Source organism: Allomuricauda sp. CAU 1633 (genome assembly GCF_017313225.1).
Classification (GTDB): Bacteria; Bacteroidota; Bacteroidia; order Flavobacteriales; family Flavobacteriaceae; genus Flagellimonas.
The window spans coordinates 994,117-1,019,498 of sequence record NZ_JAFLNE010000002.1 but is presented as its reverse complement, the minus strand read 5'-3'; the positions used below and the strand labels follow the sequence as shown (position 1 = coordinate 1,019,498).

24 protein-coding genes are annotated in these 25,382 nt (G+C 41.9%); 11 read left to right on the top strand and 13 right to left on the bottom strand.

What is annotated here, in order from left to right:
- Positions 1-234 precede the first annotated feature (234 nt).
- Genes J0X14_RS19205 through J0X14_RS09405 form a run of 3 tightly spaced genes read left to right on the top strand, consistent with a single transcriptional unit; the run spans position 235 to position 2,855 of the window.
- Positions 235-1,008 (top strand): helix-turn-helix domain-containing protein, encoded by a 774-nt coding sequence (locus tag J0X14_RS19205; RefSeq protein WP_207097492.1) that lies wholly within the window; start codon positions 235-237, stop codon positions 1,006-1,008.
- A gap of 60 nt (positions 1,009-1,068) precedes the next feature.
- Positions 1,069-2,376, top strand: coding sequence for a hypothetical protein (locus tag J0X14_RS09410; RefSeq protein WP_207097491.1), 1,308 nt, complete (start codon positions 1,069-1,071; stop codon positions 2,374-2,376).
- Between the two features lie 11 nt (positions 2,377-2,387).
- Positions 2,388-2,855: a hypothetical protein gene (locus tag J0X14_RS09405; protein WP_207097490.1), complete on the top strand. Its 468-nt coding sequence runs from the start codon at positions 2,388-2,390 to the stop codon at positions 2,853-2,855.
- Between the two features lie 71 nt (positions 2,856-2,926).
- Here J0X14_RS09405 and J0X14_RS09400 read toward each other — a convergent pair whose 3' ends face one another.
- From J0X14_RS09400 to J0X14_RS09375, 6 genes are all read right to left on the bottom strand, one after another.
- Positions 2,927-3,817, bottom strand: coding sequence for a DUF4835 family protein (locus tag J0X14_RS09400; RefSeq protein WP_207097489.1), 891 nt, complete (start codon positions 3,815-3,817; stop codon positions 2,927-2,929).
- The gene (gene coaBC / locus J0X14_RS09395; protein ID WP_207097488.1) at positions 3,810-5,015 is read right to left on the bottom strand and encodes a bifunctional phosphopantothenoylcysteine decarboxylase/phosphopantothenate--cysteine ligase CoaBC; all 1,206 of its coding nucleotides are present in this window, start codon (positions 5,013-5,015) and stop codon (positions 3,810-3,812) included. Before coaBC ends, J0X14_RS09400 begins: the two co-directional genes overlap by 8 nt.
- A gap of 3 nt (positions 5,016-5,018) precedes the next feature.
- A complete protein-coding gene (locus tag J0X14_RS09390; RefSeq protein WP_207097487.1) occupies positions 5,019-5,345 on the bottom strand; it encodes a DNA-directed RNA polymerase subunit omega in 327 nt (108 codons plus the stop codon).
- Between the two features lie 21 nt (positions 5,346-5,366).
- The gene (locus J0X14_RS09385) at positions 5,367-6,212 is read right to left on the bottom strand and encodes an outer membrane protein assembly factor BamD (RefSeq protein ID WP_207097486.1); all 846 of its coding nucleotides are present in this window, start codon (positions 6,210-6,212) and stop codon (positions 5,367-5,369) included.
- A gap of 106 nt (positions 6,213-6,318) precedes the next feature.
- Complete coding sequence (gene dapA, locus J0X14_RS09380) at positions 6,319-7,209, bottom strand: 4-hydroxy-tetrahydrodipicolinate synthase (protein WP_207097485.1); 891 nt, start codon at positions 7,207-7,209, stop codon at positions 6,319-6,321.
- The gene (locus J0X14_RS09375) at positions 7,209-7,742 is read right to left on the bottom strand and encodes a DUF6913 domain-containing protein (RefSeq protein WP_207097484.1); all 534 of its coding nucleotides are present in this window, start codon (positions 7,740-7,742) and stop codon (positions 7,209-7,211) included. The genes dapA and J0X14_RS09375 overlap by 1 nt, the downstream gene beginning before the upstream one ends.
- Before the next feature lie 6 nt (positions 7,743-7,748).
- Between J0X14_RS09375 and J0X14_RS09370 the strand changes: the two genes are divergently transcribed.
- Both J0X14_RS09370 and J0X14_RS09365 read left to right on the top strand, forming a co-directional pair.
- Positions 7,749-8,570 (top strand): 5'-nucleotidase C-terminal domain-containing protein, encoded by an 822-nt coding sequence (locus J0X14_RS09370; protein WP_242527968.1) that lies wholly within the window; start codon positions 7,749-7,751, stop codon positions 8,568-8,570.
- 266 nt (positions 8,571-8,836) lie between these two features.
- Positions 8,837-9,748, top strand: a complete 912-nt coding sequence (locus tag J0X14_RS09365) for a metallophosphatase (protein WP_207097483.1) — start codon at positions 8,837-8,839, stop codon at positions 9,746-9,748.
- Between the two features lie 369 nt (positions 9,749-10,117).
- On the opposite strand, the gene J0X14_RS09360 is transcribed toward J0X14_RS09365, so the two are convergent.
- From J0X14_RS09360 to J0X14_RS09335, 6 genes are all read right to left on the bottom strand, one after another.
- Complete coding sequence (locus tag J0X14_RS09360; RefSeq protein WP_207097482.1) at positions 10,118-12,193, bottom strand: BspA family leucine-rich repeat surface protein; 2,076 nt, start codon at positions 12,191-12,193, stop codon at positions 10,118-10,120.
- Between the two features lie 835 nt (positions 12,194-13,028).
- Positions 13,029-14,918: a BspA family leucine-rich repeat surface protein gene (locus J0X14_RS09355; protein WP_207097481.1), complete on the bottom strand. Its 1,890-nt coding sequence runs from the start codon at positions 14,916-14,918 to the stop codon at positions 13,029-13,031.
- A 581-nt stretch (positions 14,919-15,499) separates the two neighbouring features.
- A complete protein-coding gene (locus tag J0X14_RS09350) occupies positions 15,500-15,808 on the bottom strand; it encodes a hypothetical protein (protein ID WP_207097480.1) in 309 nt (102 codons plus the stop codon).
- Positions 15,809-16,070: 262 nt separating this feature from the next.
- Positions 16,071-18,065 carry an NAD-dependent DNA ligase LigA gene (gene ligA / locus J0X14_RS09345; protein WP_207097479.1) on the bottom strand — a complete coding sequence of 665 codons (1,995 nt, stop codon included), beginning with the start codon at positions 18,063-18,065 and terminating at the stop codon, positions 16,071-16,073.
- Between the two features lie 29 nt (positions 18,066-18,094).
- Entirely contained in the window at positions 18,095-19,018 is a 924-nt protein-coding gene (gene prmC, locus J0X14_RS09340; RefSeq protein WP_207097478.1) for a peptide chain release factor N(5)-glutamine methyltransferase, read from the bottom strand.
- Positions 19,018-19,503, bottom strand: coding sequence for a GNAT family N-acetyltransferase (locus J0X14_RS09335; protein ID WP_207097477.1), 486 nt, complete (start codon positions 19,501-19,503; stop codon positions 19,018-19,020). Before J0X14_RS09335 ends, prmC begins: the two co-directional genes overlap by 1 nt.
- Between J0X14_RS09335 and ribD the strand changes: the two genes are divergently transcribed.
- The 4 genes from ribD (at position 19,502) to J0X14_RS09315 (ending at position 22,800) form a co-directional block, all read left to right on the top strand.
- A complete protein-coding gene (gene ribD, locus J0X14_RS09330) occupies positions 19,502-20,584 on the top strand; it encodes a bifunctional diaminohydroxyphosphoribosylaminopyrimidine deaminase/5-amino-6-(5-phosphoribosylamino)uracil reductase RibD (protein WP_242527967.1) in 1,083 nt (360 codons plus the stop codon). The genes J0X14_RS09335 and ribD overlap by 2 nt on opposite strands.
- A complete protein-coding gene (locus tag J0X14_RS09325) occupies positions 20,577-21,179 on the top strand; it encodes an HAD family hydrolase (RefSeq protein ID WP_207097476.1) in 603 nt (200 codons plus the stop codon). The genes ribD and J0X14_RS09325 overlap by 8 nt, the downstream gene beginning before the upstream one ends.
- The gene (locus J0X14_RS09320) at positions 21,180-22,043 is read left to right on the top strand and encodes an EamA family transporter (protein WP_207097475.1); all 864 of its coding nucleotides are present in this window, start codon (positions 21,180-21,182) and stop codon (positions 22,041-22,043) included.
- Between the two features lie 148 nt (positions 22,044-22,191).
- A complete protein-coding gene (locus tag J0X14_RS09315) occupies positions 22,192-22,800 on the top strand; it encodes an IMPACT family protein (protein ID WP_207097474.1) in 609 nt (202 codons plus the stop codon).
- A gap of 86 nt (positions 22,801-22,886) precedes the next feature.
- Here J0X14_RS09315 and J0X14_RS09310 read toward each other — a convergent pair whose 3' ends face one another.
- Complete coding sequence (locus J0X14_RS09310) at positions 22,887-23,282, bottom strand: acyl-CoA thioesterase (RefSeq protein WP_207097473.1); 396 nt, start codon at positions 23,280-23,282, stop codon at positions 22,887-22,889.
- Between the two features lie 204 nt (positions 23,283-23,486).
- On the opposite strand from J0X14_RS09310, the gene dnaA reads away from it, so the two are divergent.
- Complete coding sequence (gene dnaA, locus J0X14_RS09305; RefSeq protein WP_207097472.1) at positions 23,487-24,911, top strand: chromosomal replication initiator protein DnaA; 1,425 nt, start codon at positions 23,487-23,489, stop codon at positions 24,909-24,911.
- A 14-nt stretch (positions 24,912-24,925) separates the two neighbouring features.
- A complete protein-coding gene (locus tag J0X14_RS09300) occupies positions 24,926-25,378 on the top strand; it encodes a low molecular weight protein-tyrosine-phosphatase (RefSeq protein ID WP_207097471.1) in 453 nt (150 codons plus the stop codon).
- Positions 25,379-25,382 lie beyond the last annotated feature (4 nt).

The following is a 25,382-nucleotide window of genomic DNA, read 5'->3' as shown; positions in this document are numbered from 1 at the left end:
TCGTTCTCTTTAAGTGCCCGAATGATCTGGCTCTCGGTAAACTTGCTTTTTTTCATGTGACAGTTAAAATTTAAAGTTAGAAAATTCTAATTTTAAGCTGTCCTATTTTTAGGGAAGGCTACATGTTTCTTTTTGTTCGTTCTACATTATCTAAACCATAAGATTCCTACAAAAATAATTCTATTAACTTTTGTGCCGTTCTTAATGGGAATGTCTTATCAAGTTACGAGTCATGTGAAAAAGTTTTCAAAACCATTGGTTGAATCGCTCAACTTGGCTTTTGAAATGCTTACTATCCTCTACTCAGTATACCTCATTTTTTTAATTTTCTTTAAAATCATTAAATATGAAAAAGCTAGCCGTACCTATAATGCTCGTAAAATTAGGATAAGCACCCGATGGATAAAGATAACTTTGTTATTTGGGCTTTTAGCTTGCTTGTTATGGGTCATTGTTTCCTTCAACCTCTTCTATAAAGGCAGAAGTGTTGTTTCTATGTTCTATCTCCTATGGATTGCTATTTCCATTATAATTTATTGGGTTGGATACAAAGGTGTTATTGAACTTAAAATTTTGAAGCAAAGAGAGGATTTGAGAAAGCACAAATCAGAATTTATACAAAATGTGAGGATTTTGAAAAGTGATGCAACTAGTAAAACAAAAATCCTATTTGACAAAATAATTGATGCTATAATGGTGGAGCAGTTATTTCTTGATTCAAACTTGTCACTAAATACATTAGCAGAAAAAAATAATATTAGTGCCGGTTATCTATCCCAACTATTTGGAACCTACCTGAAAGAAAGTTTTACAGATTATATTAATCAACTAAGAATAGAGGCATTCAAAAAAATGCTAGATAATAAAGAGTATAGGCAGTACACCATCGAAGCAATAGCTTTAGAATCAGGCTTTAATTCTAAATCAAACTTTTATACCGTATTTAAGAAATTGACTTCGATGACTCCAAGTGATTACAAAAAGGTTCAAAATTTTAAGGATTCTTAAGATTTTGAACCTCATTTCATGACTAGTTAGATAATTTGCCCAAAACAAATCTTAAAAATCATGAAATTAAAAAACACCTACTTATTACCGTTAATTCTTATGTCGGTTACCGTATTCAGCTGTTCTAAAAATGTAATGGATGAAGCTTCAGAACTTGAAAGTTTTGATTTTCAAAAAAATCTATTTATTGAAACTATTCCTATTGAAAAGTCATTAAAACAGTTTTCTGAGATAGACAATGATTTAAAAAGAATTGACACAATCAACCCTATTGGACTTAGGTTTAATCTAAACTCTATTAGACATAAACCTCTTACCAATCACAGTGCAAAAGTGACTGTTACAGATGTCCAAACTAAATATCCAGAGTTGAAATCACAAGCATGGCAAACAAAATTAAATGGAGAGGAAATGGCAGTGATTGTTCACTTGTTTAAGTCAGGGGTAGATGATGTAGGCTCAGACTACAACGGACTATTGATTTATACTGATGACTTGGGAAATGTTTTAAGTCTATACAAAATCCAAAATGGTAAAACTACCTCAGAGCTTAAAATTCCTAAAACGATTACTCAAAGAACGGGAAAAGATATAATAAAACCCTGCTGGGGAATAGCTTGTGGAATTACTTTGGATGAAATTGTTTTGACCCCTCCCAATAATAATCAATGGAATTACATTCCCATAAATATCAATATCTCATATGCAAATGTGTACCAAAATTATTTAAACAATAGCTATATTAGTTATGCATCTGGGTACTCTAGTTATGTCAGTAATTATGTTGTTTATAGCCCTGATAATCCAATTAATGATATTCGAGACTACTTAAAATGCTTTGACATTAATAAAAGTGCAAAAATTACAATCTATGCCGATCAACCCAAACCAAATTCAAGTGACGCATACATAAATGTAGGTTCTATCTTTAGACCTCAGTATGTAGTGGGTCATACTTTTGTATCGATTGAACAAGGAGGAAATACCAGTGTTTTTGGGTTTTACCCGGATGGCGACCCAGACCCATTTAATCGATCAATGCCAGGTATTTTTGGAAATGATCAAAGAGAAGTATATGATGTAAGTATTTCGAGAACCGTAAGTGGTTCAACTTTGCAAAGAATTTTGAATACCACTTATAATTATACAAACAGTCAATATGATCTTAACACAAAAAATTGTACCGACTTTGGAATAACCATAGGAAATATTGCCGGCCTTAAATTACCTCAATCAGATGGAACATGGTTGGGGGGCGGAGGTTCAAACCCAGGTGCCTTGGGAGAAAATATGCGAAAAAATAATACGACTGGCATAAAAAAGAATCTTAGTGGTGGTAATGCACCAACAAACAAGAAAGGATGTTAACTTTTTTTATTATGAAAAAACTGTTTTTTTTATCGATTTTATTAAAACTATCATTGACAAGCTGTCAAGAAACTAAGCATGATAAGTCTATTATAAATTCTTTCATACAGGAAATGGTTTTAAACGAAGATGCGTGTTTGAATTATTCTGAGTTTTCATCTTATTTGGAAATTAACCAAGATATCGTTATCGATGCTGAGAAGAAAAAAAATATGATAGGGTTGATTCAGCAACATATTGTAGGACTCAAAATGACACTTTATGAAAATGAAGATTTTCAACTGGTACGGAATTCTGACTTAGAGGACTTAGAACTGAAACTTAATTTTGCCCATACTGATTACGCTAAGGTTTACCATTTAGTCTCGAACAATGAAATTTTGACCACATTTGTTATGGGAGACTCCAAAATCATTTCTTTCTTTTATACATTTAGAAAAAAGGAAAGTCAGCCTTTGCGACCGTGGCTTTTGAATTAACGTTTGCAATCTTAACCTTTCAAAAGCTTCCGATTTCACCGGGAGCTTTTATTTTACAAACACTTTTAAAATTAATACTGAATCTCATTCCAAGTACTGGAATAAAATGGAGCCACCCTGTTGAGGGTTTCCTTGAGTTTTACAATGTCCACTTTAGGGCCATCGGAGAAGATATTTTGGATTTCTTCGGATTTGGCATCGAAGAAGGTCTGAATCAAAAAGGCGTTCGGTCTGCGGTTGATCAAAGTTTCAAACAATCGTAGACTCCCGGCAATAATCTGTTTTCCGGTACTGTTGTTATCCGCCAAAACATCCAACCCCTTTCGGTGGTAGTTGTACATGGCTATGCGATATTCCCGGAACGAATTGCTCAAGAGATTATCCACCAACTCAAAACGGGTACGTTCTCCCGTTTCTTGGCTCCATCCGCTAAAGTTGGAACCTTGTGCTTGGGTAACAATATTCTGTGCCCTTCGGTAGTAATCATCTCCTCCTTCCAGCGAAAAGGTATCCGCATCCAAGCCCAAAAGAACATAGACATAATAGGAAATGACCCCTACCAAATTAGAATCGAAAGAATTGGGATTATACACCAAAGGCTGAAATTCCTGATACTGAAAATTGAAGGCGTCGTCCTTGTAGTTGAACACCGGACTTTCATACGAAGTATTAAAAACAGGTCGAGAGGATTGTATCTGAATATTGGCCTCAAACCTATCCGATTCATATTGTGTAACGGTGATGAACATTCGTGCATTCACCTTTTCGTTCTCCCGATACACGCGATTGGTCCATTTACTGTTGTTCACAAAATCGTTCAAAGAACGTTCTAACGTCTTAAAAATCTGCTGGTTGGTCTGTCCTACCTGATCAGAGTTTACCGTAACCACACAGCTGAGCTCCTGAGCGGAAACAGCAAGGGTGAAAACAAATAAAAAAGTGAGCAATAGAGTGTTACGCATGAATTCTGGAGATGATTTCTTCCCAAATATCGGAAGCCACTTCGGGCTTCGTCTTCAATGCAAACGTTTTTATCTTCAAATTCTTATCAATGAAGGTGATTTTATTAGTGGTTCCACCAAACCCAGCCCCATCATCTTTCAAGGAATTCAAAACAATCCCATCCAAATTTTTGCGTTGTAGCTTGCCTTTGGCATTTTCCAGTTCGTTTTCGGTCTCCAGAGCAAATCCCACCAAAAACTGATGGGCCTTTTGTTCGCCCAACGAAAGTAAAATATCAGGGTTGCGCTCCAATTCAATGTTTAGGTCGCCATCCTTCTTTTTTAATTTTTCCGGGGCTGGATTTTTAGGACGATAATCGGCTACTGCGGCGGCGGCGATAGCCACATCGACATCTTTAAAATATTTGTGGCAAGCCTCATACATTTCTTGGGCTGAAGTTACCCGAATCAACTCAATGGAACTATGATTGACATCCAGATTTGTTGGTCCGGAAACCAAAACAACTTTAGCACCAAGGCTTGCTGCCTTTTTTGCCAGTTCAAAACCCATGGTCCCCGAGGAGCGATTCCCCAAAAAACGAACAGGGTCAATAGCTTCATGGGTTGGGCCAGCCGTGATGAGCACTTTTTTGCCACTCAAAGGCAGTCCTTTGGCCAAATCCTCTTGAATGAACTGTACGATGTTCTCGGGCTCTGCCATTCGTCCTTCACCATGCAATCCACTAGCTAGTTCTCCAGATTCAGCAGGTATCATTGTATTCCCGAAGGATTCCAATTTTTCAAGGGATGTTTTGGTTGAGGGATGCTGGTACATGTCCAAATCCATGGCCGGGGCAAAATACACCGGGCATTTCGCAGATAGGTACGTGGCCAAAAGCAGGTTGTCGCAAACCCCATTAGCCATTTTTGATAAGGTATTGGCCGTTGCAGGGGCAATAATCATCAAGTCAGCCCAAAGTCCAAGTTCTACATGATTGTTCCATGAGATACTGTCGTCCTCTTCGTTAACAAAATCCGTTAATACCGGATTTTTGGACAAGGTGGACAGGGTAAGTGGGGAAACAAAAGAGCCAGCACTCTGGGTCATTACAATTTTGACCTGGGCACCAGCTTTTATCAATAGCCTAACCAGAAATGTGGTTTTGTAGGCGGCGATTCCCCCGGTAATGCCCAAAAGAATATTTTTACCGCCAAGCATTTCTTAGGCGTCTTTCTCTGTGTTCCTGTAGTAGATTTTATCTTCCAACCATTCCTGAACGGCCAAAGCATGGGGTTTTGGCAACTTTTCGTAAAATTTGGAAACCTCGATCTGCTCTTTGTTTTCAAAGACCTCTTCCAAACTGTCGCTGTATGTAGCGAACTCTTCCAATTTTTCCAATAACTCCTTTTTTATTTCGGAATTGATTTGGATACCACGTTTGGCCACTATGGAAATGGCTTCGTAGATGTTTTCGGTTTTGTCGTCAAATTCGTTTCGGTTAACGGTTACGGTGGAAACCGAGGCTTTGGTATTTTTCAAATCTTGCATGTGCAGCTATTTTAAAAAATTTTATTTAGTAGTACTGGTAGTGGAAACGGTTGTGTATGCGCTCAATTCCTTTTGAATCTTATCGGATAAATTATCCGCTTCCTTTTTAAACTGTGACTCTGGAAAGTATCGCACTAAAGTATTATACGAATCAAGAGCCTCTTGAAGACGTTCCTGTTTTTTATTTTCTGTACTGTTCAGGGCCATATTGGTGGTGGCTTCAATGCGATAATACAATGCTTCCTCCCTGTAAACAGAGCCTGGATTGTCTGAGATAAAATTATCCAATGCCGTTATTGCCGAAACCAAAATGGGATAATTGAACTTGCCCAACTTGTTGAACTGCTTGGCAATCTCCAATTGTTTCTTCTCCTTTTTTGTGGTCAATTCGCGGGCCATGGCATTGGCTTCCTCAAAATATTCCGATTCTGGATAGGTGTTGATGAACGTCTGTAGTTTGGCCAAGGCTTTATCTGTATCTGTTTGATCCAACGAATACGTTGGCGAGAGTTGGTAATAACTCTTTGCTCCCAAAAAACTGGCTTCCTGAATCTTATCACTTCTTGGGTAAGACTTGATAAAACGTTCAAATTGATATCCTGCCAAATAGTAATCGCCAGTTTTAAAGTAACAATCAGCAAAAAAGAACATCACGCGCTCGCCCTGGGGTTTTCCCACATATTTGGGAGCAATCTGCTCGTACAATCGTTTTGCCCTTTTGTAATCACCTTCTTCATAGAATTTCTCGGCCAAGTCGTACTTGGGCTTAATATCCTCACTCTTGAGTGCTTTTTGGTACTCACTGCAGGACGCAAGAAAAACAAATATGACTAATAAAGGGAGTATTGACCTCATTTTCAAAAACATTTTGCAAAATTAGTGATAATGAACGGATATAAAAAAACAATTTATCGCTCAAAAGTAACAGCTGCAAAGGCAATGACCCAAGGTTTTGGGCAAGTTTTAACGAAATCTAGGCGTGGGCGGTGTCAAACGCCTTCAAAAAACTTCCTATCCTGCTTTTTAATGATGGGGTTGCTTCAACCAAAGGCAAGCGTACTCCCGCCTTGGAGAGGCCCAAGTTTTCAAAGACGCTTTTAATCCCCGCTGGGTTGCCTTCCTCAAAAATCAATTGCATTAAAGGCAAGAGCTGGTGATGAATCTTGTAAGCTTCATCGGAGCTTTCTTGAAGTCCCAAGCGTATCATTTTAGAGAATTGCGCCGGTAATCCTTGTCCCAAAACGGAAATCACCCCTGCCCCACCGGCCAACACCGTTGGCAATGCAGTTGGGTCATCCCCGGAAATCACCATGAAATAGTCTGGTTTTTCTTTAATGATCTTATCAATCTGGACCATCTCCCCACACGCTTCTTTGATACCCAAAATATTGGGGACTTCGTGCGCCAAACGCAGTGTGGTCTCGGCCAACATATTGCTGCCAGTCCTGGAAGGCACATTATAAAGGATAACAGGTTTTGGTGACGCTTTGGCAATCACCTTAAAATGCTGGTAAATGCCCTCTTGGGTAGGTTTATTGTAATACGGTGAAACGGATAAAATGGCATCAAACTCGGACAGGTCCAATTCTTTTAACTCCTCAACAACGGCCATGGTATTGTTGCCTCCCACTCCTACAACCAAGGGCAATCGTCCGGCATTGGTTTGAATCACCGTATCCATAACCAATTGCTTTTCGGTCTTGGAAAGGGTAGCTGATTCTGCGGTGGTGCCCAACACCACCAAATAATCCACACCATTTTGAATGTTGTGTTCAACAATCTGTACCAACGCATCCACATCCACCGAAAAATCCTCGTTGAAAGGGGTCACTAAGGCAACGCCTGTACCTACCAATTTCTCCATCACAATTCTTTTAAAACCTTTAAATACTTTTTCAACTCACTCTTAAAGAGTGCAAAATCCTTCATGTTTGTATTTAAGATCAAATCGTTCACCTTGGGGTCCTGTGAACCCAAACCGACTTTTAATCGAGCTGGGGTCTTTACGGACAACAACTTCATCATTAAATTGTCCTCCTCATAATAATTGATCAACATATCGTATTCCCTTCCCAAAAACTCCAGTACATAACCGTTCTCTATCTGGCCTTTCCATCCCAAATCCCTATCCGAAAATATCTGGATGGCATAGGGCGAGTTTTTGTCGTACTCCCTCTTGTAACCAATGATCTTTATGGCATTGGGTCTTAGGGAAAACTCGTCAATCAATTCATAAAAGGTCTCCGCATTCTGGAAATTATCCACATCAACAATACAGCCAACACTGGTAATCCCCTTTTCCCGGGCTATGGGCAAAGAAGGCTTTTCCATTTCCTCCTTTAAATATTTAAGCCCTGATTTAACCTTAAATTTATCTTGGAGCCCCTTTATGAACATATTTTTATGCATTTTTACAAAGGTAAATATTCTACCAAGATACTTAACAAAGATACGCACGTGATTGGTTTAAAATTCAAACAATTTGTTGTATTTACAACGCTTTGTTTTTTATTTTCCTGCAAACAGGAAACCGGAACACTCTCCAAAATTGATGGTGCGCAAGTTCCCATAGATACCTCTCTAGAGGAAGTTGACTCCATCTCCAACTTTGTGGAACCCTTCCGAAATCGAATAAATGAGGTATTGGACAGCACTTTAGCTTATGCCCCAAAACCTTTTTTGTTGGATGATGGCGCCCGCAATACTTCCATGGGCAACCTTATGGCCGATATTGTCCTTGAGGAAGCTTCACCCATTTTTAAATCCCGTACCGGGAACGATTTGGACTTTGTGGTACTTAATTATGGAGGGGTGCGATCCATTATTTCCGCTGGCAAGGTTACCGCCCGAAACGCCTACGAAGTCATGCCGTTTGAAAATTACATCGCCATTGTGGAAATGAGCGGTACTGCCGTTCGGGAACTCATCGGTTTTCTTAGTACGGCAAGCCGAGTACACCCTATTGCAGGCATGCAAATTGTGTTGGACAAGAACGGTTCCTTGGAATCCGTTAACATTCAAGGAGAGCCATTTGATGAAAACCGCACCTATTTTGTGGGTACTTCGGATTATTTGGTACAGGGCGGCCCAAGCATTGGTTTTTTTAAAGATACCCTTTCAACCACACATATTGATTATCTATTGCGAAATGCCATCATAGATCATTTCAAAAAAGTGGATACCCTGAAAGCTGCGGTGGATGACCGCTTTATTCAATTGAATTAGATGAAACGAACATACTTATTCACCGTACCAAATTTGAAAACCGTCAATTCGAGTGAAACTTTGCAAAAATTTAGTATCGAGAATGTGGTTGCTTTAAGGAAAATTCTATTCTCGATACTCATTTTCGCCACGCTGTTGCGAAAACGAACTCGAACTGACGAATTTTCCCTTCAAAATGGGGTGCGTGTGAAAACAATTAAAATTAAGGCAGGTTCCTGAATGCATTCAAGTTTTTTGAAGATTCAGAATCAAAAAATTTCAAACAGATGAAGCGAAGAGATTTTATAACGAATACGGCAGCAGCCTCAACCTTGGTCGGCTTGGGCGGACTCAGCCTCACCTCCTGCTCGGGTTTGGGGACCAAAAAGTTGACCATCTTGCACACCAACGATGTGCACAGCCATATAGACCCGTTTCCAGCCTCACACTCCCAATACCCTAATTTGGGTGGGATTGCCCGAAGAGCTTCCTTAGTGAGTCAAATTCGAAATGAGAACCCTAACACCTTGCTTTTTGATGCCGGGGACATCTTTCAGGGTACGCCCTACTTCAATTTTTATGGCGGGGAACTGGAGTTTAAGCTGATGAGCAAACTCAATTATGATGCCAGCACCATTGGTAACCACGATTTTGATAATGGCATTGATGGCCTGTTGGCGCAAATGCCACATGCCACCTTTGAGATGATTTCCGCCAATTATGATTTTTCCAACACCGTGATGGAGGGTTATGTAAAACCTTTCAAAATTTATCTAGTGGATGGCATCAGAATTGGCGTCTACGGTCTTGGGATTGCGCTGGATGGTCTCGTGACCAAACGATTGTACAAGGAAACCCAATATTTAGACCCTTTTGAGATCGCTTTGGATATGGAACGCCAATTGAAGGAAGAGGAACAGTGCGACCTTATTGTCTGTCTTTCGCATTTGGGGTACGATTATGAAAACCCACAACGGCCTTCGGATACGCAATTGGCACAGCAGACCTACCATACCAACTTGATTATTGGCGGACATACGCATACGTTTTTGGAAAAACCGGATGTGCGCATCAACAAAAATGGGGATTCTGTGCTGGTGAACCAAGTAGGATGCTATGGACTTAACCTCGGCCGAATTGATTTCTATTTTGATACTGACAAGAACGCATCGGCCAATGGGGTGAGTATTTCGGTTTAATTCCTGCGGAAAGTTCAAAAATCAAATTCAAGAAACAAGCTCAAAATTGTTATTGAGTCATTGAACTTGCTCTTGATACTTGGTTATTGGGTTATTGGGAGAAGGGTAAAGGGAGAAGGGTTTGTTGATTTGGGGATTTGTTCATTGTTTAGTGCCCACTGACACGAATTTCACGAATTTGCACGAAGTTTTCTGAGTCTTTTGTCTTTGCTCTTTTTTCTTGAGTCTTGCACTTGAACTTGCTCCTGTCTCCTGTCTCCTGTCTCCTTAAACAAAAAAACACCGAGAGGGCCAAAAAGACGCCTCCCGGTGCAGTACATGGGTGTAGGTATAGCTTAAATATATATAACAATATAGCCAAAACCCTAATCAATTGCAATTGACATCAATACCGCCATCAGATATGGTCCAACCTCTATCATTGGTCAAAAAGGTAAGTGCCAAACCTGTGGATATATTATCACAATATTGAACCCCAAGAGCGTCTAAAGAGATACCTTGTGGGGCACTGGGGTTGGCCCAACCGATCAAGGTGTTGCTATAGTTCTGACTGGAAAGCCCTGAACCGGTGAGCATAGTTGCCATATTGGTAACACTACTAATGTTCCACCCGCCAAGGTCTCTATTAAAGTTAGAAGCGTCGAAGAACATCTCTTGCATGTCTGTAACATTGCTTACATCCCAATCCCCTATGGGAGCGTTAAATGAAACTGCAGAAGTCAACATGCCTGACATAGAGGTGACATTGCTTACATCCCAACCACTAAGGTCCCCATTGAAGTTAGTGGCAGAATAAAACATACCGCTCATCCTAGTGACACTTCCCGTGTTCCAGCTGCTAAGGCCCGTACCTTCAAAAGAGTCAGCAAATTTGAACATGTCCCCCATATCGGTGACATTGCTCACATCCCAGCCACTAAGGTCCCCATTGAAGACTACAGCTGCCCTGAACATATATGACATATCTGCCACAGTGCTCACATCCCAATTGCTTATGTCCCCGTTGAAAGCAGTAGCGATATAAAACATCCTTGACATATCTGTCACGGTGCTTACATCCCAACCGCTAAGATCACCATTGAAGGCATCAGTTTCTGCAAACATACCTGATAGATTGGTCACGTTGGATAGATCGGGCACGTCCGTAGCGTTGTACACCATATTACCACAGCCTTCAAAAGCATGGTTCATGGTTTTCCATACAATGGCGCCCCACTGCTCAATAGTTGCCAGTTTATCGGGCGTACTTCCCATTACGGTCATATTTATGCTAGGAAACGCTCCTTTTATAGCAACGGTATAGGTGTCCGCAGTTTCGTACGGATGCGTAAGCAGCGTGCTTTGCAGGTTGGCATTGCTCCAATTTTCAATGGTTCCGTCCCCCCAGTCAATCTGGAAATCATAGTTGCCCGCAAAGGGATCAAGTCCAAATGCAACATCCTCCATATCGGCCCCGGTGGTCCAAGTGGTCACAAAAGATTCAGGGTCTTCGGCCAGGGTTTCAATAACATCCGTCACGGTTATGGTGATCTCTGCGGTAACGGGTTCGGTGGTGCCATCGGTCACCTCCACGGTAAGCATGTGTTCGGTGTCGGTCTCAAAGTCCAGCGTCTTGCCGGCCAATAGGCTCAACACACCGTTATTGTCAATTTCAAACAGGCCACTGTCATCTACTATAATATCAAATTCCAGTGCGGTACCTTCAGGATCTGTAGCCACTACGGTACCGATCTCGTCCGCATCCGTAATATCCTCTGCGGCATCAAAGCCTTGGTCGCTTATAGCGGGGACTTCGTCCACATCGGTCACGTTAATGGTGATCAACTGGCTGGCGGTACCGCCCTTGCCATCGGAAACACCAACGGTCACGATATACTCGGGAGTGGTCTCAAAGTCCAGGGTCTTGCCTTCGTCTAGGTTTATTGTCCCTGTGGTAGCACCTATTACAAATATTCCGGCTTCATCGGTCATGGAGAAGGTAAGGGGATCTTGATCGATATCGGCTGCGAGCACCGTACCTACTTCACCCCCGCCCTGCAGGTCCTCATCAGCTGAAAGCTCTGTTGTACCAATGGTAGGATTCGTGTTGCCGGTCTGTGACTGGGTCACGGTGAAATTTCCTGTGGACGTGGCGGTCTTTCCCCCTACGGTAACACTTACCTTGTTGGTAGTGGCCCCTTGGGGCACCGAGGTGGTGATCTTGGTGGCCGTAGCCGCGGATACGGTAGCAGTGACGGTACCGATCTTTACAGTGTTCTTGGAGGCCGTGGTGCTAAAGTTGGTACCATTTATATCGAATACTGTGCCCACGGGCCCAGAGGTTTTCGATAAACCTGTTATGGTGGGTGCAGGTGTCACAGGGGTCGATGGACCATCGTCCTTACTACATGAAATTACAAGGCCCAAAGCTAAAAGGGCCAGAACTAACAATTTTTTTTGTTTCATCTTTATAATATTATAGGTTAAAGCCACAATTTCCCAAAACCCGGGCGGACTTTTGTGCGCGATCTGACGGATGCTATTTTTGGGTTGATGGGTGGAGGTTATTGGGTTATTTGTTGATGGTTGATGGTTGATGGTTGATGGTTGATGGTTGATGGTTGATGGGTTTGTTGATTTGGGGATTTGTTTATTGTTTACTGACACGAATCTCACGAATTGGCACGAAGTTTCTTGGGTCTTTTCTCTTTGTTCTTGTTTCTTGAGTCTTGCACTTGTTCATTGGATATTGTCATTCTGAGCTGTTAACCTGAGCGGAGTCGAAGGGGCGAGTGAAGAATCTCACTTGATATTTGAACTTGCTCTTGACCCTTGAACACTGCCTACTGCTTACTGTCAACTGACACGAATCTCACGAATTGGCACGAAGTTTCTTGGGTCTTTTTTCTTTGTTCTTGTTTCTTGGCTCTTTTTTCTTGAGTCTTGAACTTGGTCTTGATTCTTAAAATTGGGTGAAGGGTGAAGGGTTTGTTGATTTGGGGATTTGTTCATTGTTTACTGACACGAATCTCACGAATTGGCACGAAGTTTCTTGGGTCTTTTCTCTTTGTTCTTTTTTCTTGAGTCTTGAAAAACAGATTTCTCAATCGATGGGCTGCATCTCATTTCGAAATGATACTTTGATACTTGGTTTTTGATTATTTGTTATTCGTTATTGAACTTGACTCTTGAACTTGACACTTGGTTATTGACACACCCCTAGCCCCTCTCAAAAGGGGAATTAAAAACACCGCAAAAACCAATGTCCCTGCGGTGCCTTTTAAATTTTGATGATATTAATTTAAGGGCAAAGTTCTGCCAAGTCACCATCAGTTATGTCCCATCCTAAATTTAGCAATGCGTCTCGAGCATCACTGGCTATGCACAGATATTGAAGCCCCTCCGCCCCAAAATTCTGATTGCTTGGTGGATTGTTTGCCGCCCAACCGATCAAGGTATCGGAATAGTTTTGGGGAGACATGCCGCAATTATCCAACATATTTCCCATCAGAGCCACCTCATTAATATTCCAATTGCCTAAACTTTGTTCAAAAGCAGCAGCTCCATTGAACATATAAATCATAATAGTAACTTTTGAGGTGTCCCAGTTGGAAAGATCCTGGTTAAAGTTTTCTGCACTATAAAACATAGCATTCATTCTGGTAACCTTTGAAGTATCCCAATTCCCAATGTTTTGATTGAAGGATGTTGCTACAGAGAACATCGTCTCCATATTGGTTACATTGGATGTATTCCAACTATCCGTTTCCTGTTTGTACGATATATCCTGATTGAACGAATGTGCATCGTTAAACATTGCTGCCATACTTGTAACTTTAGTGGTGTTCCAATCTCCTATGTAGTGGTTAAATTCTGTAACCCCTACAAACATAAAACTCATATCAGTCACTTCACTAGTGTCCCAATTTCCAATGTCTTGATTGAAGGAAGTCGCTCTAAAAAACATGGAACCCATATTGGTTACGTTAGAGGTATTCCAACTTCCTGTGCCTTCTTTAAAGGAAATATCTTGGTTAAAGGATTCGGCAAGACCAAACATTCCCCCCATGTTGGTAACATTTGTTGTATCCCAATCGCTAATATCTCCGTTAAATAGAGTTGCTCCATAAAACATATTGGTCAAAACTGCCACATTGGCCAAATTGGGTACATCCTCTGCATTATATACTGCAAGGTTTACACAATTTTGAAACGCACTGGCGAATGTTTCCCAAGATATGGCGCCCCATTGTTCAATTCCAATTAAGGCTTGTTGGGATGGTATCAACTCATCTACCTCAAACCTATACATTTGTATGGCAGGAAAAACCCCATTGATAGCTATGGTATAGGTGCCTTCTGTTTCATAGATATGGGAGGGGTCTTCGGTTAATTCAGAAAGGCTTTCCACGGTTCCATCGCCCCAATCAATAGTAAAGTCGTAATTCAGTTCACTGTTGGTACCGATAATCAATTCAAAATTATCAGAAGGGGTGGTCCAAGTGGTAATAAATGAAGTAGGGTCTGCAGCCAGACTTTCATCCACATCGGTTATGGTGATGGTAATGTCCTTGCTGTCCGAACCTCCTTTTCCATCAGCAACACCTATAGTTACCGTATACTCGGGAGTAGTTTCAAAGTCCAAGGTTTTCCCCTCACCCAAACTTATTTTTCCAGTGGCCGCTTCCATCACAAAAGTTCCGGATTCATCGTTCATGGAAAAGGTTAGGGCATCCCCATCATCGTCGGTGGCAACCACCTGGCCCACTTCAGCACCGCTTTGAAGATTTTCGGTGACCGAAAGATTCGTTGTTGTAATGGTAGGAGCCTTGTTAGCGGCCTGTGGCTGTGTCACTGTAAAATCATCAGTGGAAGTGGCGGTCTTTCCCCCTACGGTAACACTTACCTTGGCCGTAATGGCGCCTTGGGGCACCTTAGTGGTTATTTTGGTGGTGGTGGCAGCTGATACCGTTGCGGTGACGTTGCCAATCTTTACGGTGTTCTTGGAGAGTGTGGTGCTAAAATTCGTCCCGATTATCTCAAACTGCGTGTCCACAGTTCCATAGTTGGGGGTAAACCTGCTTATGGTAGGTGCCTGTGTTGCAGGCGTTGGTGGGCCATCATCCTTGCTACAGGAAATCATAAAAGCCATAGCAAAAAGCGCTAGAGCCAGCAATTTTCTTTGTTTCATAACTTTATTTTTTTGATTACGATAGGGTAAGTAGCAAAAACCTTTTAGAACTTGTAAGGATGAATTGATGGATGTCCCGTATGGGTTGATGGGTGGGGGTTATTTGGTTATTTGGTTGGTGGTTGAGGGTTGATGGTGGTTGGTGGCTTACTTGAACTTGATACTTGAGCTTGCTCTTGATTATTGGATACTGCCTACTGATGACAGATTATTATCCACTGACACGAATCTCACGAATTAGCACGAAGTTTCTTGGGTCTTTTCTCTTTGTTCTTCTTTCTTTTTTCTTGAGTCTTGAACTTGGTCTTGATTCTTAAAAATTGGGTGAAGGGTGTTGGGTTTGTTGATTTGGGGATTTGTTCATTGTTCATTGTTCATTGTTTACTGCCCACTGACACGAATTTCACGAATTAGCACGAAGCTTCTTGCCTCTTGTTTCTTTTCTCTTTTCTCTTTTTTCTTGGCTCTTGAACTTGTTCATTGGATATTGTCATTCTGAACAAGCAACGCGAGTGAAGAATCTCACTTGATTATTGGATAGTTGGATGTTTGGAATTTGGTGCTTGTCCCTAGGTAGTTGTTTATTGAACATTGATAATTGAATTTACCAATACCTCTAGTTCCTCCTCCAACGAATAGTCTGGAAAAGGTTTGCCTGCTTGTCTATACCAATAACCCGCATTCCATTTGTCCCCTTCTTTGCGATGGAGATAGGCGTGAATCCAACTGCCCATGGTAGTGTGGAGGTCCTGAGCAATATTGTGCGAAGCTTCCCAATCCCCTTTTGCATCGTGCCATAAGGCTTGAAGTGCCTCTGGCCAATCTTTGGAAGGTCGGTCATTACCTAAAGTTTCCTGAAAGGATTGATAGGATTCGGGTGTATTTGTCATAGTCTTGCCTAAAATATGAAAATTGTTTGTGTTTTTGATAAGGTCATGGGTTGAGGGTGAAGGGTTGAGGGTGAAGGGTTAGTTGATTTGGGGATTTGTTTATTGTTTACTGACACGAATCTCACGAATTGGCACGAAGTTTCTTGGGTCTTTTCTCTTTGTTCTTGTTTCTTGAGTCTTGAACTTGGTCTTGATTCTTAAAAATTGGGTGAAGGGGTTTGTTGATTTGGGGATTTGTTTATTGTTCATTGATCATTGAAAACTATAATTTTCCCATGAACTCTTGTTCCGATATAATAGGAACCCCTAAACTCTCTGCCTTGGTTTTTTTGCTCGGCCCCATATTGTCGCCTGCCACCACAAACGAAGTTTTGGAAGAAATGGAGGAAGCCACTTTACCCCCATTGTCCTCAATCAATTTTTTAAGGTCATTTCTGCTGATAGTTTCAAAAACCCCAGAAACCACAAAGGTCAGCCCCTTTAATTTATCGGTTTGATTTTCCAATTGTTCTTCCGACAGCGAAAATTGCAATCCATAGGATTTTAAGCGTTCCACAATTTCCAGATTGGTGGGCTCGGAAAAGAATTTGATGACACTCTCCGCGATTCGCTCCCCAATTTCATCCACAGCGACCAATTCCTCATGGCTTGCCACCATCAATGCATCGATATTTTTATAGGCCTTGGCCAATTTTTTGGCTACCGTCTCACCCACATATCGGATTCCCAATGCGAAAAGTACACGTTCAAAAGGAATAGCCTTGGAAGCTGCTACACCATTGACCAAATTCTCTGCGGATTTTTCCGCCATACGCTCCAAAGGAATCACTTGTTCCTTAGTTAAAGTATACAAATCAGCATAATTGGAAATCAACCCCTCCTTGAAGAGTAGTTCAACGGTTTCGCCTCCCAATCCTTCAATATCCATGGCCTTTCGGGAAATAAAATGCTGAATTCGGCCAGTAATCTGTGGAGGACATCCTGTATCGTTGGGACAAAAGTGTTGCGCTTCGCCTTCCTTCCGAATCAATTCCGTGTCGCATTCGGGACAGTTGGAAATATATTCCGTTGGGGCTGAATCCACAGACCTTTTGGTGAAATCCACCCCTGTAATTTTTGGAATGATTTCGCCGCCTTTTTCCACAAAAACAGTATCCCCAACCCTAACATCCAACTTCGCTATCTGGTCCGCGTTGTGCAACGAAGCGCGCTTTACGGTGGTGCCCGCCAACAATACCGGCTCCAAGTTGGCCACTGGGGTAATGGCTCCCGTTCTTCCGACTTGATAAGTAATCTCATTCAGAACGGTTGTGGCCGATTCTGCCTTAAACTTATAGGCCATCGCCCAACGCGGGGACTTTGCCGTATATCCCAATTCTTCCTGGTGTTGGATGTTGTTCACCTTAACCACCACTCCATCCGTTTCATACGGTAAATTATGCCGATTGATATCCCAATGGTCGGCAAATTGCATGACCTCTTCGGTGGATTCACACAATTTGGCCACTGTTGGAACCTTAAACCCCCATGAACGCGCTTTTTCCAAGACTTCAAATTGAGAGGAAATCCCCAAATTATTTCCAGCAATGCTATACAACAAGCATTCTAGCGGACGTTGGGCCACCAAGGCGCTGTCCTGTAACTTTAAACTTCCCGAAGCCGTATTTCTAGGGTTCATGTACGGGTCTTCCCCAGCTTCGATACGTTCTTGGTTCATTTTGGCAAAACCGTCCAAGGTGAGAATGATTTCTCCTCGGATATCAAATTTTGGTGGAAAATCCCCTTTCAATTGCAAGGGAACTGACTTTATCGTTTTGATGTTGTTGGTCACATCATCGCCCTGAAACCCATCGCCTCGGGTAACGGCACGGACCAGTTGCCCCTCTTCATAGGTTAGACTAATGGATGCACCATCATATTTCAACTCACAGGTGAATTCCACTTCAACATCACCCAAAATACGTTGGATACGTTTTTCCCAATCCTCCAAATCTTCCTTGGAATACGAGTTTTCCAAAGAATACATGCGATGTTCGTGCGCTACCGTTTCAAAATTCTTGGTCACCATGCCCCCTACACGCAAGGTTGGAGATGCTGGGTCGTAAAATTCAGGGTGTTCCGCTTCCAATTTCTGAAGCTCTTTGAGTTTCATATCGAACTCAAAATCTGTTATGGAAGGCTGGTCCAGCACGTAGTATTTGTAATTGTGCTCGCGGAGTTCATCCCTTAATGAATTTATCTGTTGTTCAATGTTCATATTTTTTCTTTTCAAGATGAAAAACACCCCTAAAGTCCCCTCAAGGGGACAGTTGCTTTTAGCATTCTGTCGTTGCCAAAAAGGTCTCTTCGCAGTTCAATTTCCGAAAAATTATGGGCTTTCAAAAGGGCTTTGGTCTCCGCCCCCAAATATTGGTTGATTTCCAGATATAAACTGCCATTTTTCTTCAAATTGGTTTTGGCAAATTGGGAAATGGCTCGGTAAAATAGCAAAGAGTCATCATCAGGCACGAAAAGTGCTGTATGGGGTTCGTATTCCATTACATTTTTTTTGATTTCTGACTTCTCCAACTCCCTGACATAGGGCGGATTGGAAACGATGAGATCAAAATCAAGTGCAAGTTCAAGACCAAGCTCAGTTTTAAGTGCAAGTTCAGGTTCAAGGATATCCTGATGGATAAAAGTGATTTCAGCTTTATTTTTTTGTGCATTTTCCAGAGCGACTTCCAACGCTTCCTTAGAAACATCCAAAGCGAATACTTTTGCGCCCGGTAAATGCTTGGCCAAGGCAATGGCTATACAACCGCTTCCGGTGCCGATATCAAGAATTTGCAAGGAACGGTCATTGAGCGAAGTCGAAATGACGCTTCGACTTCGCTCAGCGTCCAAATCATCCAAAATCCATTGCACCAATTCTTCCGTCTCGGGTCGGGGAATCAATACGCTTTCATTCACTTTAAGTTCCAAGTCCATAAAATGGGCCTCACCTAAAATATATTGTAAGGGTCGTTCTTGCTTTAATTGGGAAAATGCTTCAAACAAGGGGTGTTCTTCTTCCTTAGTCAATGTAAGTTCCGGTTGTACGGCTAAAACAAAGCGCTCCAGCTTTAAATAATGCTCCACACATCGGTAAAAAAAGGTATCCACCTCCTCAGCAGGAAATAAGCCATCCAGTTCCTTATGGAATATGTTCTTGATTTCCCGCAGTAACATTATAATTTTTTAAGCATCCAGACCGGACAAGAGTAGTGTCCCGTGTTGCCCATGGGGGCATCGATATAATCAAACCCGTTTCGTTGATAGAGTTTTTGGGCGGCTTTCATATAAGGCATGGTTTCCAAATAGCACGCTTCAAAACCATATTCCTTGGCTTTCTCCAAACATGCGGTAATCATTTGTGAACCGATTCCTTTGCCCCTCGCCTCTTCCAAAAAATACATTTTTTGAAGTTCGCAGACATTACCTTCGTAATTCTGTAGTTGGGCAATTCCCGCACAACCAATGATGCTACCTTGGTGCTCCACCACAAAATAAGTGGCTTTGGGTACATCGTAGGCAGAATACATATCATCCAGCGCTTTATCGGCATAGGCCGTTCCCACCTTGGCAATGCCCATATCCTCAAAAACTTTCCGAATTACTTGGGCCACTTGGGCATTATCTTCAGGTGTGATTTCGCGAATCACTGTATCTTCCATGTTGCGTTTATTGTTCTATTTTTGTGGGGTGAATATACACCAAAAATACATCCTTAGAAGCATTGAACTGGGCAAAAAAGGGTTGGGCACCACAGCTCCCAACCCCATGGTGGGCTGCGTGATTGTTCACGATGGAAAAATCATCGGGGAAGGGTTCACCAGTCCGTATGGAGGTCCGCACGCCGAGGTGAATGCCATCAATTCGGTAAAAGACAAAAGTTTGCTGGCTAAAGCCACCTTGTATGTCACTCTGGAACCGTGTTCACATTATGGCAAAACACCGCCCTGTGCTGATTTAATCATCAAGCATAATATTCGTGAAGTTGTTATTGGAATAAAGGACCCGCACGACAAGGTAGCGGGAAAAGGCATTAAAAAACTGGAAGCTGCAGACTGTAAAGTTATAGTGGGAGTTCTGGAAGCCGAATGCCAAGAGCATTTGAAACGATTTTTGACGTTTCAAGAGAAAAAAAGACCCTACATTATATTAAAATGGGCTGAAACGGAGGATGGTTTTATCGCTCCAGACCCAAATCTCAGAAAATCAACTCCAGAACCTTTTTGGATTACCAACCCCTACTCCAAGCAATTGGTGCATCAATGGCGGAGTCAGGAACAGGCCATTTTGGTAGGCACCAATACCGTTTTGGAGGATAATCCGAAACTGAACACGCGCGATTGGGCGGGAAAAAATCCCATTCGGGTAGTTCTAGACAAAGACCTAAAGATTGGTTCGCATTTTCATGTGATGGACCAATCCGTTAAGACCCTAGTTCTGACCCAAATCAAGGATAGCTCAAAATATGTGATTGGGGTTGACTACGAAGTAATCGATTTCTCCCAATCTGTTGCCGCCCAAGTTTGCGATGTATTGTACAAGCATTCCATTACCAGTGTTCTTATTGAAGGTGGTTCCAGAACGCTTCAAACTTTTATTGATGAAGATCTATGGGACGAAGCCCGAATCTATGAGGCTGAAAAATTCTTTGAAAAAGGGATTCCAGCGCCCCGTTTTACGGGAAAACTTCAGAGCGAACAATCCATTTTGTCGGACACTTTATCGATCTATACCCATGATTAAAAACATTATTCTGGATTTTGGCGATGTGCTCATCAATTTGGATAAACCGGCCACGGCTCGGGAGATGCTAAAATTTGGTTTTACCAGTATCACTCCAGAGTTGGATACCTTGTTCAAAGATTATGAAAAGGGGTTGGTAAATTCAGAACACTTTCTACATCAGGTATCGCATCAATTTCCAAGAGCACAGAAAAATGATTTGCTGAGCGCATGGAACGCTATTCTATTGGATTTCCCTGAGGTACGTTTAAATTTTCTTGAAAATTTGGCCAAAGAAAATCAATACCGCCTTTTTCTTCTGAGCAACACCAATGACCTTCATATTGAATATGTAAAAGAGCAAATGGGAATGCAACGGTTCAATCGGTTTAAAAATGCATTTGAGGTGTTTTACCTCTCCTACGAGATGGGCATGCGCAAACCAGATGCCGAGATTTTTGAGTTTGTGCTAGATCAAAATAAGCTAACTGCCCATGAAACGTTGTTTGTGGATGATGTAAAAGAAAATACCGACTCGGCTGCCAGATTGGGTATTCATGTTTGGAACCTTCAAGTGGGGCAAGAGGATATCACACAACTAAATCGATTCTTGTAAATGATAGCCCTGGCCTTTAGTATTCTCAGTTCCACCCTCATTTTCGTGGTCTTTAAATTGTACGATGTGTACAAGGTGCAAACTCTATATGCCATAGTCGTCAATTATGTGGTAGCTTGCATGACTGGCTTCTTTCTTTATGAGGGCTCTGTGGATATTGGTCAATTGGTGAACAGTTCTTGGTTTTGGGGGCCAGTAGTCATGGGTATCCTCTTTATCACCATTTTCAACCTTATGGCCAAGACAGCTCAGGTGGCTGGAGTGTCCGTGGCTTCGGTGGCTACCAAAATGTCGCTGGTGATTCCTGTGATTTTTGGGATATGGCTGTACAATGAAAGCCTGACATGGATTCAAGTCATAGGCATTGTATTGGCTTTGGTGGCTGTGTACCTAGCCTCATTAAAGGAAAAGCATATTGTCATTAATCGAAAAACCCTCTTACTCCCTTTTTTGGTGTTTCTAGGTTCAGGAATTATTGACACCAGCATTAAATATTTTGAGGAATTGCATTTGACCGATGAAGAGGTTCCTATTTTTTCATCCATGGTCTTTGGCTGCGCCGCATTATCTGGGCTTGTATTTATAAGCATACGTTCTAAAAAGACTCCGATTAAAATCAACTTTAAGAATGTTTTGGGGGGAATTGCCCTTGGTGTACCTAACTACTTTTCCATCTATTTTTTAATTATTGCGCTTCGTTCCGATATGCTCGGAAGCGCTGCCATTTTTACCCTGAACAATGTGGCCATAGTCATGCTTTCAACTCTATTGGGTATTTTGCTGTTCAAGGAACGATTGAGCCTTAAAAACTGGGGAGGCGTGGCTTTGGCCGTTGTCAGCATTATTTTGGTAGCCTTATTCTAAAATAACAAATCAACAAACCCCAACAATCCAACCTTCTGACCTCAGACTCCCGACTCCCGACTTCTGACCTCTGACTCCTGACTCCTGACTCCTGACTCCTGACTCCTAAAAATCCAACATATCAACAGGAATCAATAGTTTTGTCTTGATGCAAAAAGACACTTATAAAACCATTGCCAAACCTTCGGAAGAAATTCTGTACAAAGACCGGAAAAGTAAATTCTTCGCGCAGGCTTTCCCCATTGTTTCGGAAGATGACGTAAAACCCATTGTTGAGGAACTTCGGAAGAAACACCACACGGCCAACCATATCTGCTACGCTTGGCAGTTGGGCGAACAGCACCTTTCCTATCGAGCCAATGACGATGGCGAACCGAACAACTCGGCTGGGATGCCTATTTACGGGCAAATACAATCCTTTGATGTCACCAACGTGTTGGTCACCGTAACGCGAATCTTTGGCGGCACCAAACTAGGTGTTGGTGGTCTGATTCAGGCCTACCGAACTGCCGCCCAAATGGCCTTAGAAAACGCCAAAATTGTGGAACGGGTGATTGAATCCCAGTTCAAGCTTCAATTTGGCTACCCCGAAATGGACAAGGTTATGCGGGCCATCAAACAAAAAAACCTGAACATTGTCTCCCAAAAAATGGAAATGGATTGTGAGTTGGTGATTTCAGTCCGGCTAAATGAAGCGGAAGAGACGTTTCAATTGTTTGAGGAAATGCAGGATGTAGTTGTCTTAGCTATAGAATAGAGCCAAGACCGCTTCGCTACCAGATACTAGAATAAAGAGTCCCTTCCCTTGTTTCTTGTCTCTTGTCTCTTGTCTCTAAAAAATCATCAATCCAGTTTTTCCAAAATATAACCCGGGCACTTGATGGGTTTTCCAGTTTGTTTGTCCATAAAGGCCAAAACGGTATTTGCAGTGGCCAAAAGTTCCTTGGCTTCGTTATAAATCTTATAATCGAATTCAATTTTGACCATGGGCTTGTTTTTCAATTGGGTTTCCACGGTTATCAAATCGTCATATAGTGCAGACTTTTTATAGTCAATGTGTAACGATATTACGGGCAACATAATTCCATTATCCTCCATGCTCTTATAAGTGACTCCCAAGGCCCTTAACCATTCCACCCTACCCATTTCCAGATATTGGGCATAATTACCGTGGTAAACCACCCCCATTTGGTCAGTTTCTGAGTACCTTACCCGAAAAGAATACAAATTTAACCCCATACTTTACGTGAAAAATTATATATTTAGTGTCTTGCTTGATGCGGAGCCAACATGCGAAAAAAAAACAAAACTTTCAATGACAAAATGATTTTTTTTTTAAAAGATTTGTTCACATATTTGTCGCATCCAATAAGCATCTTGATAATCCCTTTAGATGTTTAACCTTAAGTATTAAAGCTAACCAATAAAACAAGGAAAAACTTCATGAGTGTTACTGCTAATTCCGTATGGAACAACTGTTTGGCTTTTATCCAGGATAACATCCAACCGCAGGCATTCAAAACGTGGTTTGAACCTATTAAGCCCATCAAGTTAACAGACAAGGCACTCAGTATTCAGGTTCCCAGCAAGTTTTTTTACGAGTGGCTGGAAGAGCATTATGTAAAGCTTTTGAAGGTGGCTTTGACCCGGGAATTGGGAAGTCATGCCAAACTCATTTATATTATAAAAATGGAAAACAAGTACGGAAATAAGGAACCGTTCACCGAACAGATTCCAAGTTCCAACCGTACCGCTGTAGGACCCCAAGAATTGGATGTGCCGATCACCTCCAAAAGCCCGGAGTTAAAAAACCCTTTTGTCATTCCAGGGATTCGCAATATTAAAATTGAGTCGCAACTCAACCCCAATTATAATTTCGAGAATTTCTTGGAAGGGGATTCCAACCGACTGGCCCGTTCCGCTGGAATGGCCGTAGCCAATAAACCGGGTGGCACCTCATTTAACCCCCTGTTGGTATTTGGGGGCGTTGGTTTGGGAAAGACCCACTTGGCGCATGCCATTGGGGTGGAAATCAAGGACAAATACCCAGAAAAAACGGTGTTGTACATCTCTGCGGAGAAGTTCACCCAGCAATATATAGAATCGGTAAAGAAGAATACCCGTAACGACTTTATTCATTTTTACCAATTGATTGATGTGCTCATTATTGATGATGTGCAGTTCCTATCCGGTAAATCTGGAACGCAGGATGTATTCTTCCATATCTTCAATCACCTGCACCAAAATGGCAAGCAGGTTATTTTGACATCGGACAAAGCTCCGGTGGATATGCAGGATATTGAGCAGCGATTGCTTTCCCGTTTCAAATGGGGACTTTCTGCGGAATTGCAAAGTCCGGATTATGAGACCCGCGTTTCCATCTTGAAGAACAAATTGTATCGCGACGGTGTGGAAATGCCGGAAGATATTATTGACCATGTGGCCAAGAACATCAAGACCAATATCCGTGAACTGGAAGGTGCCATTATTTCATTGATTGCACAATCTTCCTTCAACAAGCGTGAGGTCACCTTGGAATTGGCACAGCAAGTGGTGGAAAAATTCGTCAAGAATACCAAGCGTGAAGTTTCCATCGATTATATCCAAAAAGTGGTCTCCGACTATTTTGAAATGGATGTGGCCACCTTACAGTCCAAGACTCGTAAGCGCCATATTGTGCAGGCCCGACAATTGGCTATGTTCTTTGCCAAAAAATTCACCAAGGCCTCTTTGGCCAGTATCGGTTCACAAATTGGAAAGCGGGATCACGCTACTGTACTTCATGCCTGCAAAACCGTGGACAATCTTGCTGAAACCGATAAACAATTCAGAAAATATATTGAGGACCTGAACAAAAAGTTCTCTTAACTACCTCCTATTTAATGAAAACCAAAATTTTGATGGTCTGCTTGGGCAACATTTGCAGATCACCATTGGCCGAAGGCATTTTGCAGTCCAAGGTGAGCGCTGATGCTGTTTTTGTAGATTCAGCAGGCACTGCGGGATATCATGTGGGCAACCCTCCTGACCCAAGATCTGTTGCCGTGGCGCAAAGACATGGGTTGGATATCAGCATTCAAAAATGTAGACGTTTTTCCAAAACTGATTTTAAGGAGTTCGATTTTATCTATGTAATGGACCGAAATAACTTTTCGGATATTGCCAGTTTGGCCCAGAACCAGCAAGAAGTTGAAAAAGTAAAACTCTTGTTGAGCGAGGTCAATGTGGGTATCCAAGAAGTTCCCGACCCCTATTATGGAGGTGAGGATGGGTTTGAAGATGTCTATCAAATGATCGATTTGGCTTGCGAGGCAATTGCGAAAAAACTAAATTGATCCT

Bases quoted from the DNA above. Each gene is read 5' to 3' on its own strand.
- J0X14_RS09410 (WP_207097491.1), top strand. From the start codon at position 1,069: ATGAAATTAAAAAACACCTACTTATTACCGTTAATTCTTATGTCGGTT.
- J0X14_RS09405 (WP_207097490.1), top strand. From the start codon at position 2,388: ATGAAAAAACTGTTTTTTTTATCGATTTTATTAAAACTATCATTGACA.
- J0X14_RS09400 (WP_207097489.1), bottom strand. From the start codon at position 3,817: ATGCGTAACACTCTATTGCTCACTTTTTTATTTGTTTTCACCCTTGCT.
- coaBC (WP_207097488.1), bottom strand. From the start codon at position 5,015: ATGCTTGGCGGTAAAAATATTCTTTTGGGCATTACCGGGGGAATCGCC.
- J0X14_RS09390 (WP_207097487.1), bottom strand. From the start codon at position 5,345: ATGCAAGATTTGAAAAATACCAAAGCCTCGGTTTCCACCGTAACCGTT.
- J0X14_RS09385 (WP_207097486.1), bottom strand. From the start codon at position 6,212: ATGTTTTTGAAAATGAGGTCAATACTCCCTTTATTAGTCATATTTGTT.
- dapA (WP_207097485.1), bottom strand. From the start codon at position 7,209: ATGGAGAAATTGGTAGGTACAGGCGTTGCCTTAGTGACCCCTTTCAAC.
- J0X14_RS09375 (WP_207097484.1), bottom strand. From the start codon at position 7,742: ATGTTCATAAAGGGGCTCCAAGATAAATTTAAGGTTAAATCAGGGCTT.
- J0X14_RS09370 (WP_242527968.1), top strand. From the start codon at position 7,749: ATGCATTTTTACAAAGGTAAATATTCTACCAAGATACTTAACAAAGAT.
- J0X14_RS09365 (WP_207097483.1), top strand. From the start codon at position 8,837: ATGAAGCGAAGAGATTTTATAACGAATACGGCAGCAGCCTCAACCTTG.
- J0X14_RS09360 (WP_207097482.1), bottom strand. From the start codon at position 12,193: ATGAAACAAAAAAAATTGTTAGTTCTGGCCCTTTTAGCTTTGGGCCTT.
- J0X14_RS09355 (WP_207097481.1), bottom strand. From the start codon at position 14,918: ATGAAACAAAGAAAATTGCTGGCTCTAGCGCTTTTTGCTATGGCTTTT.
- J0X14_RS09350 (WP_207097480.1), bottom strand. From the start codon at position 15,808: ATGACAAATACACCCGAATCCTATCAATCCTTTCAGGAAACTTTAGGT.
- ligA (WP_207097479.1), bottom strand. From the start codon at position 18,065: ATGAACATTGAACAACAGATAAATTCATTAAGGGATGAACTCCGCGAG.
- prmC (WP_207097478.1), bottom strand. From the start codon at position 19,018: ATGTTACTGCGGGAAATCAAGAACATATTCCATAAGGAACTGGATGGC.
- ribD (WP_242527967.1), top strand. From the start codon at position 19,502: ATGTTGCGTTTATTGTTCTATTTTTGTGGGGTGAATATACACCAAAAA.
- J0X14_RS09335 (WP_207097477.1), bottom strand. From the start codon at position 19,503: ATGGAAGATACAGTGATTCGCGAAATCACACCTGAAGATAATGCCCAA.
- J0X14_RS09325 (WP_207097476.1), top strand. From the start codon at position 20,577: ATGATTAAAAACATTATTCTGGATTTTGGCGATGTGCTCATCAATTTG.
- J0X14_RS09320 (WP_207097475.1), top strand. From the start codon at position 21,180: ATGATAGCCCTGGCCTTTAGTATTCTCAGTTCCACCCTCATTTTCGTG.
- J0X14_RS09315 (WP_207097474.1), top strand. From the start codon at position 22,192: ATGCAAAAAGACACTTATAAAACCATTGCCAAACCTTCGGAAGAAATT.
- J0X14_RS09310 (WP_207097473.1), bottom strand. From the start codon at position 23,282: ATGGGGTTAAATTTGTATTCTTTTCGGGTAAGGTACTCAGAAACTGAC.
- dnaA (WP_207097472.1), top strand. From the start codon at position 23,487: ATGAGTGTTACTGCTAATTCCGTATGGAACAACTGTTTGGCTTTTATC.
- J0X14_RS09300 (WP_207097471.1), top strand. From the start codon at position 24,926: ATGAAAACCAAAATTTTGATGGTCTGCTTGGGCAACATTTGCAGATCA.